This is a genomic window from Mesorhizobium sp. M5C.F.Ca.IN.020.29.1.1 (genome assembly GCF_003997375.1).
Taxonomy (GTDB): domain Bacteria; phylum Pseudomonadota; class Alphaproteobacteria; order Rhizobiales; family Rhizobiaceae; genus Mesorhizobium; species Mesorhizobium wenxiniae.
In genome coordinates, this window is the sequence record NZ_RZSW01000181.1 from 1 (window position 1) to 10,842 (window position 10,842).

The 10,842-nt window shown below is 63.3% G+C and carries 8 protein-coding genes and 1 pseudogene; 5 read left to right on the forward strand and 4 right to left on the reverse strand.

Going from position 1 to position 10,842, the window contains the following annotated elements; all coding sequences use genetic code 11:
• Both EOA85_RS16225 and EOA85_RS16230 read right to left on the reverse strand, forming a co-directional pair.
• A pseudogene (locus tag EOA85_RS16225) lies at nt 1–323 on the reverse strand (proton-conducting membrane transporter); the annotation flags it as partial.
• Nucleotides 324–700: 377 nt separating this feature from the next.
• Nucleotides 701–2,539: a M3 family oligoendopeptidase gene (locus EOA85_RS16230; protein WP_164759694.1), complete on the reverse strand. Its 1,839-nt coding sequence runs from the start codon at nt 2,537–2,539 to the stop codon at nt 701–703.
• Nucleotides 2,540–2,732: 193 nt separating this feature from the next.
• On the opposite strand from EOA85_RS16230, the gene EOA85_RS16235 reads away from it, so the two are divergent.
• Entirely contained in the window at nt 2,733–4,268 is a 1,536-nt protein-coding gene (locus EOA85_RS16235; RefSeq protein ID WP_127210324.1) for a sigma-54 dependent transcriptional regulator, read from the forward strand.
• A gap of 379 nt (nt 4,269–4,647) precedes the next feature.
• The gene (locus tag EOA85_RS16240; RefSeq protein WP_127210326.1) at nt 4,648–6,552 is read left to right on the forward strand and encodes a DUF882 domain-containing protein; all 1,905 of its coding nucleotides are present in this window, start codon (nt 4,648–4,650) and stop codon (nt 6,550–6,552) included.
• Between the two features lie 107 nt (nt 6,553–6,659).
• Here EOA85_RS16240 and EOA85_RS16245 read toward each other — a convergent pair whose 3' ends face one another.
• Nucleotides 6,660–7,298: a 2-dehydro-3-deoxy-phosphogluconate aldolase gene (locus EOA85_RS16245; protein ID WP_127210328.1), complete on the reverse strand. Its 639-nt coding sequence runs from the start codon at nt 7,296–7,298 to the stop codon at nt 6,660–6,662.
• 191 nt (nt 7,299–7,489) lie between these two features.
• Between EOA85_RS16245 and EOA85_RS16250 the strand changes: the two genes are divergently transcribed.
• The 3 genes from EOA85_RS16250 (at nt 7,490) to EOA85_RS16260 (ending at nt 10,444) form a co-directional block, all read left to right on the forward strand.
• Nucleotides 7,490–8,413 (forward strand): rhodanese-related sulfurtransferase, encoded by a 924-nt coding sequence (locus EOA85_RS16250; protein WP_127210330.1) that lies wholly within the window; start codon nt 7,490–7,492, stop codon nt 8,411–8,413.
• A gap of 212 nt (nt 8,414–8,625) precedes the next feature.
• Nucleotides 8,626–9,408 (forward strand): tellurite resistance TerB family protein, encoded by a 783-nt coding sequence (locus EOA85_RS16255; protein ID WP_245485809.1) that lies wholly within the window; start codon nt 8,626–8,628, stop codon nt 9,406–9,408.
• 280 nt (nt 9,409–9,688) lie between these two features.
• Nucleotides 9,689–10,444: an SDR family oxidoreductase gene (locus tag EOA85_RS16260; RefSeq protein WP_065007579.1), complete on the forward strand. Its 756-nt coding sequence runs from the start codon at nt 9,689–9,691 to the stop codon at nt 10,442–10,444.
• A gap of 24 nt (nt 10,445–10,468) precedes the next feature.
• Here EOA85_RS16260 and EOA85_RS16265 read toward each other — a convergent pair.
• The coding region (locus EOA85_RS16265; protein WP_164759695.1) for a YciI family protein at nt 10,469–10,842 on the reverse strand (374 nt) is incomplete at its 5' end.

Here is a 10,842-nt window from a genome sequence, read left to right on the forward strand (position 1 = left end):
GTCTTCGACTTGGCCGGCGCGGTCTTGGCCGGCGCGGATGTCGCCATCAATGCCGACGGCGCCGGGATTGCTGCCTTTGTCGCACCGGTCTTGGTGCCTTGTGCCTCGCCCAACTGGCGCTCCAGGTCGGCGCGGGCGCCGCGGCATACTTCCAGCTCGCCGGTCAGGCGGTCGGCGTCGGCGCGCAGCCTGTCGCGCTCGCTGCGCGTGCGGTCCATGTCACCGCGCAGGCTGTCGAGCTCGCCACGCAGGCGTCCCCAGATGAACCAGCCAACCAACACACCTACCAGGAACGCCAGGAGCATGTAGAAAAAAGTGCCCATTGTCTTTCTCTCCAGTCCGATCCATCTGCCGTGGCCTGGAGTGGTGACCTTGGCACAAGGACCATTCAATGGTGGCTCCGCTGTTCGCGGAACAGCCGGCTTAGATCGAGCTGTCGGCGACCGGCTTTTCCTGCCATGGCCAACGGCCGCTGTCGCATTTGCCGAAGCCGTGACCGGACCGAAGATTTTTTTCCTGGCCTGAGCCCCGCGCCCGACTGAGCTTGAGGCGGGACGCTATCATACAGCTTCCGGAAAGCTAACGGAAAAATTCCACGGAGAGTTATTTAAGAACAGATATTTAGGGGCAAGAATAGAATGGTCTCAATATGCATTGCGGCTAAACTGTTCTGTCAGCCCCGGATGTTCAGCGCTGTGCGTCAATTGTCCAAAGCTTCGAGCTCGTCGATCAGCCCGCCGATCACGCCAAGTCCGATCTGCCAAAAGGAAGGGTCTGTGGCGTCAAGGCCGAAGGGTGCCAGGAGCTCGGAATGATGCTTGGTGCCGCCGGCGCGCAGCATGGCAAAATATTTCTCCTGAAAGCCACGCTCGGCATTCTGATAGACCGCATAGAGCGAATTCACCAGGCAGTCGCCGAAAGCATAGGCGTAGACGTAGAAGGGCGAATGGATGAAGTGTGGAATATAGGTCCAGAAGACCTCGTAACCGTCGCGAAGCTTGATCGCCGGCCCGAGGCTTTCCGCCTGCACTTCCAGCCAGAACTGGCCGAGCCTGTCGGATGTCAGTTCGCCGTTCTTGCGCTCGGCATGCACCTTGCGTTCGAATTCGTAGAAAGCGATCTGGCGCACGACCGTGTTGATCATGTCCTCGACCTTCTGGGCGAGCATGGCCTTGCGCTCGCGTTTGTCCGTGGTCTGGTCCAGCAGCGAACGGAAGGTCAGCATCTCGCCGAAGACGGATGCGGTCTCGGCCAGCGTCAGCGGCGTCGAGGCCATCAGCGCGCCCTGGCCTGCAGCCAGCACCTGATGCACGCCGTGACCAAGCTCATGCGCCAGCGTCATCACGTCGCGCGGCTTGCCCATGTAGTTGAGCAGAACATAGGGATGCGCCGACGGCACGGTCGGATGCGCGAAGGCGCCCGGCGACTTGCCAGGCCTTACCGGCGCGTCGATCCAGTTGCGGTCGAAGAAAACCCGGGCGATCTCCGCCATGTCAGGTGAAAAGCGCTGATAGGCGGAAAGCACCGTGTTCTTGGCCTCGTCCCAGCCGATGATCGCTTGCGGGGTCTCCGGCAACGGCGCGTTGCGGTCCCAGTGATTCATCACTTCCATGCCGAGCCAGCGCGCCTTCATCTGGTAGTAGCGGTGCGACAGACGCGGATAGGCGTCGCGAACGGCTGAGGCCAGCGCATCCACCACGTTGCGCTCGACGCGGTTGGCGAGATGGCGAGAATCGGCGATGTCCTCGAAGCCGCGCCAGCGGTCGGAAATCTCCTTGTCCTTGGCCAGCGTGTTGGTGACCAGCGTGAACGTTCGCAGATTCTTGCGGAAGGTTGCGGCCAGCGCTTCAGAGGCCCGGCGGCGCACCTCGCCATCGGCGTGCTGGAGGCGGTTCAGCGCCGGCTCCAGGGTAAGCTCCTCGCCATCGATGTCGAAGCGCAGATCGGTCATCGTTTCGTCGAACAAGCGGTTCCAGGCGCCGCGTCCGGTAATCGACTTCTCATGGAAAAGCTGCTCGACGCGATCTTCCAGCTGGTAGGGTTTGTCCATGCGCAGATCGAGCACCCACGGCCGGTAGTGAGCGAATGCGGGATCGGCAGCAAGCGCGGTTTCGATCGCGGCGTCGTCGATGAGATTCAGTTCGAGCGCGAAAAACAGAAGATGCGCGCTGGCGTCGGTCATCTTCTCCTGAATGTCGCCATAGAGCTTGGCGCGCTGCGGATCCGCGGTGTTGCCGGCATAGATCAGTCCGGCATAGGAGACGATCCGGCCGATCAATTCCTCCAGCGCCTCATATTCGGCAAGTGCCTCGCCCAGCCTGCCGCTGTCGGCACGCTCCGCCTCGGCTGCGAGCGTGCCTTTCCAGCGGCTCTCGAAGCTGATGGCATCGGCCGCCGCCCTGGCGATGTCCCGCTTCAGCTCGGGGGCGTCCATCCCCGAATAGAGATCTGCGAGATCCCATTCCGGCAGGTCGCCAAGCTCTGCCGCGCCCTGACCGGACGCTGCCGCCGCAAGCTGCCGACCAAAAACCATGCGCATTGCCGATACTTTCCAGATTGCAGGACCCAAGCGGCCAGACTCAAAGATTCAAATGGGTATGAGAAAGCCGGTCAAATCCTAAGGAATTCGTTCACCGGGTTTTTTGAAACCTTATTTAGAACCCTGTGCCAAGATGATCCATAGGGCGGATTCCCTTGGGTGGGCATATTGGGCGAGCATCGTTGAACCAGTCATGACAGGTTCCATACTCATAGTCGATGATGATCCCGTGCAGCGCAGGCTGCTCGAGGCGGCCGTGACGAAATTCGGCCACAGCGCGATCATCACGGATGGCGGCGAGGCCGGTCTCGACGCGCTCGACGGGCCCAACGCGCGCGACGTGTCGGTGGTCATCCTCGACCTCGTCATGCCGGGCCTCGACGGCATCGGCGTGCTGAAGGCGATGCGTGAGCGCGGCATCCAAGTTCCGGTCATCGTACAAACCGCCCAGGGTGGCATCGAGACCGTCGTTTCGGCCATGCGTCATGGTGCTTTCGATTTCGTCGTCAAGCCGGCATCTCCCGACAGGCTGCAGGCATCGATCGGCAATGCGCTCAAGGTCGAGGCGGTCGAGGGCGAAGTGAAGCGCACGTCGCGGCGGCGCGGCGGCCATCTGACCTTCAAGGACATGATCACGCACAGCCCGGCGATGGACCGGGTGATCCGTCTCGGCCAGAAGGCGGCCGCGTCCAACATCCCGATCCTTATCGAGGGCGAATCCGGTGTCGGCAAGGAACTGGTGGCGCGCGCCATCCAGGGCAGCGGCGATCGCCGCTCCAAACCCTTCGTTACCGTCAATTGCGGCGCCATCCCCGACAATCTGGTCGAATCGATCCTGTTCGGCCACGAGAAGGGCTCGTTCACTGGCGCCATCGAAAAACACACCGGGAAGTTCGTCGAAGCGCATTCGGGCACGCTATTTCTCGACGAGATCGGCGACCTGCCGCTCGACGTGCAGGTCAAGCTGTTGCGCGCCGTGCAGGACGGTGAGGTCGATCCGGTCGGCGGGCGTTCGACCATCAGGGTCGACATCAGGCTGATCTCGGCGACACACCGCAATCTTCTGCAGCAGGTCAAAGACGGCAAATTCCGCGAGGATCTGTTCTATCGCCTGAACGTCTATCCGATCTTCGTGCCGCCGCTGCGCGATCGTCGCGACGACATCCCTTATCTGGTCGAGCACTTCCTGGAGAAGGTTGCGCCCACCGATCCACGTCACCGCCTGCACGGCATTTCGGCTGCGGCGCTCGCCATGCTGCAGGCCTACGACTGGCCGGGAAACATCCGGCAGCTGGAAAACGCCGTCTTCCGGGCCTCGGTGCTTTGCGAAGGCGATGTGCTGACCGAAGAGGAGTTTCCGCAGATCCGGGCGCAGGTCGAGGGCACCGTCAACCTCGATGCGGCTGGCGCGTTGCACGCGTCGCCTTTGGTCATCGAGCCGCCTGGCGAGGACGTGCCGGCGGATAACGGCATCGCTGCAACCGAGCTCGATCCGCCGGCCAGGCCGCAGCCCCGATTCGGCACGCTGCGGGCACTCGACGAACGCGGCAATGTGCGCGCGCTGGCCGACGTCGAACTCGAAATGATCAAGCTCGCCATCGACCATTACAACGGCCAGATGAGCGAAGTTGCCCGCCGCCTCGGCATCGGCCGCTCCACGCTCTACAGGAAGCTCAAGGAGTACGGCATCGATCCGGAAACAGGCCGTATCGACCGGCTTGCTTCCTGACTAAGCAAGTCCGGACCAGCTTGTCAGCCTGGCACCAGGACAATCGACAGTCATCGACCGGGCGTGACGCGCGTCGGGGTGACGCGCTTGCCGGCAGTGTTCACGCATTGAGGCAGCCGGTAACAGATCGTGTTCAGGCAAAGGCCGAAACATGATCTAAACCAGCAGTTTACCAAGAAACCCCGCGCAATATTTTTGACGGGATATTGCCACGGTGTTACCGCATTTCGGCTTCAATAAGCGATGATTAACCATTAGGATCGATATTCGGATGCGAACACCACCGCATCCGTTGGTCAAATCCGGGGACAAACGGCAGCCTGCAAGGCCTTTTGATTTGAACAAAGTCGAACGACACACAAACGGGCGGCATTATCACATGAGCGTCTGGCCGAGATGGCTGGCAGCAGTGATTCTCGCCTTTGGCTTCCTTACAGCGGCTGCGACCGGCGCCAGCGCCCAGACACGTTCGCTGAAACTCTATAACCTCCACACCAAAGAGAAGGCGGAGATCGTCTTCAAGCGCGGCGGCCGCTACGACCAGGCGGGTCTGAAAAAGATCAACGTCATCCTGCGCGACTGGCGCCGCAACGAGCCGACCAAGATGGATCCGCGCCTGCTGGACCTGGTCTGGGAGGCTTACCGGCAGAGCGGTGCCACCGACTATATCCAGGTCGTTTGCGGTTATCGTTCGTCGTCCACCAACTCGATGCTGCGCAGCCGCAGCAGGGGCGTCGCCAAGAAAAGCCAGCATATGCTCGGCAAGGCCATGGACTTCTACATTCCCGGCGTGCCGCTGAAGAAACTGCGCGACATCGGTCTGCGGATGCAGGGCGGCGGCGTCGGCTATTATCCGAGGTCCGGCTCGCCCTTTGTCCACATGGATGTCGGCAATGTGCGCCACTGGCCGGGCATCAGCCGCCAGGAACTGGCGCGTGTGTTCCCCAATGGCAAGACGCTGCATGTGCCGAGCGACGGCAAGCCGCTGCCCGGCTATTCACAGGCGCTCGCCTCCTACAAGGCGCGCAAGGGCGCCGGCGCTCCCGCCATCGAACTGGCCAGCGCAGGTGGCGGTTTCAAAAAGTCCGGTGGTCTGCTGGCGGCTTTCTTCGGCGGCGGTGAAGACGAGGCCGATGACAGCGCCGATGTGGCAGCCGCGCCAGCGCCGAAGTCAAAGAGCGTGAAGCTGGCGACCGCGAAGCCGGCGCCGGCCGCCAAGAACAGCAAGCTTCCGGGCATTGCCATCGTGTCGCCTCAGGATGCGAAGCGCGCCGAGATTCCGCAAATCGCCGATGCGCGTGCTCCGGAACCGGAGGAGGACACGCCGGAAACGATCATCGCGGCGCTGCCGGCGCGCAGTGTGCCGCTGCCTGATTTCGCCCCGCGTCCGAAGACCGATGTCGGCGCTCAGCCGCCCGAAAACGTTCCGTTCGGCGTGGCGGATGCCACTGCCACCACTGAACAGGCGGTGGCGACCGCGCAAGCGCCGGCAAGCGCTCCCTTCGGCATGGCCGAGCCGTCCGCTGTCGCCGATGCGGCGCAGGTTGCCGCCAACAACATTCCGTTGCCGACCTGGCGTCCCGATCACTCGCTGCCGGCCGACCTTGCAGCGGCCGACCTTGCGCCGCAGGACAAGGATGTGCTTCTGGCGCTGGCGGATACGGCCGGGAACGGCAAGACCGCTACCGATGCGTTCCCGGTGCTGCCGTCGGCTCGGCCCGATCTGGCGCAGCCTGACTTGGCCCAGCCTGATTTGACCCGGCCCGACTTGAAGCGGCCCGATTTGGCCCAGACGGACCAGGTTCAATCCGATGCGGTCAAGGCCGTCCTCGAGCGGGTCAGCGCAACCGACGAATACCAGGTCGCTTCGCTCTCCCAGCCGAGCTCGATTCTTAGCGATGCGGCGAACGGCAATGCCGCATCGCCGCGCGAGGCTGTCTTTACCCGTCCGGCCGGCTCGGATCCGGCCGCGGCGATCGGTGCGGGTGTGAAGACCACCCGCAAGGCAGCCAGGGCAACCGCCCGTGACCTGAAGCCTGGTCCCAAATCCGTGGTGGTCGCGGCCGAGCCGAAGGCCGCGCGCTGGGCATTGAACAGCGGCGAGAATGTCGCCACCGTCTCCAGCGCGACGACGGCGCCGCGCTATGCCTACAATATCGTGCACACGCCGCCGACCGAGGTCTACACCGCGGGCTTCCAGCCGAACGATCAGCTGGCCGACGCCAACCGGTTCACCGGCAATGCCGTCAAGTTCATGTCGGTAGCCCGCTTCCAGGCCAAGTAGCGGATCGACCAAGCAAAACAAAGCCGCGTCGGACAAACCCGCGCGGCTTTTTGCTGTTCGCAAACAAACGCCGGATGCAGCCAGTCCGCTTGGGGATAAGAGTTTCTCTACCGCCCGAGCTTGCTCGCCGCGCGCGCCAACGCCTCGATTTCGTCCCATCTGCCGGCCGTGACCAAATCGTCCGGCGCCACCCAGGAGCCGCCGACGCAGATGACGTTGGGCAAGCTCAGATAGTCGGCGGCGTTCTTGCCGGTGATGCCGCCGGTCGGGCAGAATTGCACATCGGCCAGCGGCGAGGCGAATGCCTTGAGCGACGCGATGCCGCCCGACTGTTCCGCCGGGAAGAATTTCAGGAAACGCAAGCCTGCCTCGCGGGCGGCCATGATCTCACCCGGCGTGATGGCACCGGGCAGCAACGGAACGTCGCTGTCCTTTGCCGCCGCCAGAAGCTCGCGGGTGATGCCGGGGCTGACGATGAACTTGGAGCCGACTGCTGCCGCCTCGCCGAACTGGCGGGCGTCCAGAATGGTGCCGGCGCCGACGAGGGCGTCCTCGACTTCGCTTGCCACAAGCCGGATCGCCTCCAGCGCGTCAGCTGTCCGCAGCGTGATCTCGATCGCTGGCAGGCCGCCGCGCGCCAGGGCACGCGCCAGCGGCACGGCATCGGCGACGTTGGCGATCTTCAGCACCGGGATTACCGGTTGGCCGTTGAGGAGCGACAGGAGCTTTTCGGTCTTGCTGGGCATTGTCGTCTCTCCGGTATTGATCCGTTCAACCGGTTAGCAGAAGGCCGTTTTTCTGTCCACGAAACGAAGCGTGTCGCGATGTCACGCACTGCCGGCAATGCCGTCAGCACCGGCCGTCAAAGCCACCAGGGAGAGGCTGATCCACGCGTCAGCCTTGAATCGGCTTTCATGAGCGTTTAGTGGCTTCGGCGATGACACTGCCCAATCAACCTTTCCGCGTTGCCGCGCTCTACAGGTTTGCCCCGCTCGACGGCTTCGAGGCGTTGCGCGCACCACTCGCCGCCTTTTGCTACGGACGCAATATCAAGGGCACGCTGCTTCTGGCGCATGAGGGCATCAACGGCACGGTCGCCGGCAGCGAAGCTGACATCGCCGCGCTCATCGATCATCTCCAATCCATCGAAGGTCTTGCCGGTCTCGAGGTCAAGTACAGCAGCGCCGCGCAGACGCCGTTCCACCGCATGAAGGTGCGGCTGAAGCGCGAGATCGTCACCATGGGCGTTAGGGATATCGATCCGGCGGCAAGCACCGGCACCTATGTGGCACCGGCCGATTGGAACGCATTGATCTCGGATGCGGGCACGATCGTCATCGACACGCGCAATGCCTACGAGGTATCGATCGGCACCTTCAAGGGCGCGGTCGATCCCGCCACGACGAGCTTTCGCGAATTCCCGGCCTGGGTCGAGCAGCACCGGGCCGAGCTCGTCGGCCGGAGGGTGGCCATGTTCTGCACCGGCGGCATACGCTGCGAGAAGGCAACGGCCTATGTGAAGTCGCTCGGCTTCGAGGATGTGTTCCATCTCAAGGGCGGTATCCTGAAATATCTCGAAGAGGTGCCCGCCGAACAGAGCCTCTGGCAGGGCGAGTGCTTCGTCTTCGACGAGCGCGTCTCGGTGTCGCACGGGCTGGTCGAGGGTGAGGCGGAACTGTGTCGCGCCTGCCGGCATCCGCTGATCTGGCAGGACCTGTTATCGCCGAAATACGCCGCCGGCATCTCATGCCCGCATTGCTTCGATGCCCGTTCCGACGAGGATCGCGCGCGCTACGCCGAGCGTCAGCGCCAGGTCGAGCTTGCAGAAGCGCAAGACAGGGCTCCGCACATCGGACGTTAGAGCGACGTGCGTCCGCTGGACGCACAAATTACGCTGCAACACATTGCCTTTCGGGCCGATGCGTTAGGACGGCAGATCCTGACATCATCTCGTTTCCGCCATCATTGGCAAAGCGCTCATCGGTCATTGTAATGTCAATATGCGGGGCCTACCTCTTCAACGTCCGAAAACCCGCCCGTCCACGTTCGGCTGGGCCAATTCTGGAGGCATTGATGTTCGATCCCAAGAAGCTCCTCGACGATCTGCTCGGCTCGCAAATTCCCGGAACGGGGTCGACCGTCCGCGACAAAGGGGGTCAGGCGGTGCAGATGGCCAAGGACAATCCGCTGGCGGCCGGCGCACTGGCCGCGGTGCTGCTCGGAACCGGCGCTGGCCGTCAGGTCACCGGCACTGCGGTGAAGCTCGGCGGCCTGGCCATGATCGGCGGTCTCGCCTACAAGGCCTACCAGAACTACAAGAACGGCAAGGCGCCTGCGGAAACGGCCGCAGCCGGCTCGCCGGAATTGTTGCCGCCGCCCGCCGACACCAGCTTCCATCCCTCGCAAGCGCCGCAAGGCGAGGACGAATTCACGCTGACGCTGGTGCGGGCGATGATTTCGGCGGCGAAGGCCGACGGCCATATCGACGACGACGAACGGCAAAAGATCGCCGGCAAGCTCAGCCTCTCGGGCATCGGCTCCGACGCGGAGAAGTTCCTGATGTCGGAGCTGGAAACGCCGCTCGACCTGGATACGCTGGTCGCCGGCGCCCAAACCGACGCGCAGAAGCTCGAACTCTACACCGCCTCGCGCCTCACCATCGATCCGGATACGCGTTCCGAACGCGGCTATCTCGATCTGCTCGCCGGCCGCCTCGGGCTGCCGGACGCACTGGTCGACCATGTCGAGGCGACGGTGTCAGCGGCAAAGGCACCGGCGGCAAAGGTGCCGGAGTCAGGGGTGCCGGAGTCAGGGGCGCCGGAGTCGGACAAGGCAGCCGCCAGCTCGCGCTGGTAGGCTTCAGGGCCGCGGAAGGCGGCAATCCGGGCGCCGCTCTCGCGTTAATGTCTCGTTTACCTAGGAAGCGCATAACTTTAGGTAGTCGGATCGGCTTTCCTCCTCCCAAGTCCGGTTCAGATCAGGGCGGCCGCCAATGGCCGCCCTTTTGTTGAAGCCGGCTGGCGCATAACCCGAAATCGGAATCGATTTTTGGAAGCGATCATGCACAAAATCAAATTGCTCGAAATCAAGCTGCTATAGCGTCCTTGCGGACACGCGGCGCTGTAGGAGGACAGTTATGACAAACTACAAAACGGCCATCGTCACCGGCGCCGGCACGGGCATCGGCAAAGCCGTCGCTACGGCGCTGCTCAGGTCCGGCTGGAACACGGTGTTCTGCGGACGCCGCAAGCCGGTGCTGAACAAAGCGATCGACGACGCCGGATCGACACAAGCCAAGGCGCTGGCGGTCGCCTGCGACATCAGCAAGGCCGATCAGGTCGACGAGATGTTCGAGACCGTGGCGGCGGCTTTCGGTCGTGTCGACCTGCTCTTCAACAATGCCGGCACAAGCTACAAGTCGACATTGATCGACGAGATCCCCGTCGAGGTGTGGAACGAAGTCGTCGGGGTCAATCTCACCGGCTCGTTCCTGTGCGCCCGCGCCGCCTTCGGCGCCATGCGCAGGCAGCAGCCGATGGGCGGCCGCATCATCAACAACGGCTCGGTGTCGGCTTACGCACCGCGGCCGGGCTCAGTGCCCTATACCGCGACCAAGCACGCCATTACCGGGCTGACCAAGACGCTGGCGCTGGACGGCCGGCCTTATGACATCGCCTGCGGCCAGATCGACATCGGCAACGCCTTGACCGACATGGCGCAGGCGATGACGGTCGGGGTGCCGCAAGCCAATGGCTCCATCGCCGCCGAAGCGGTGATGGATGCACAGCAGGTCGCCAATGCCGTCGTCCATATGGCCAGCCTGCCGCTCGACGCCAATGTGCTGTTCATGACCGTGATGGCGACGAAGATGCCGTATGTCGGGCGAGGGTAGTCGCTCGAAGACTCGACGGGCGGTCTAAGACTGCGTAGCCGAAAGCGGCACGCCGGGAAGATACAGCGAAATGGGGCGGATTTCGTAGACGGCGGTTGGATTGACGCGGCGTAGGTCGCGCGCAATCGCGATCGCTGCATCACGCGTGGCGCAATCGACGACGTATAGTCCCAACAATTGCTCCTTGGTCTCGGCGAAAGGCCCGTCAATGACCATTCCGGCGCCCGGCCCGCGCAAGGTACACGCGTCTTGTGTCGCCCCGAGCCGCGCTGCCGGGCCAAGGGAGCCTTCGCGGTATAGCCGTTCGTTGATCTGGAGCAGGTCGGTCATCAGCGCCGCATCCTCCTCCGGCGTCAGCGCCGCGACCACTTCTTCCACGTGATAGGCGAGGATGGCAT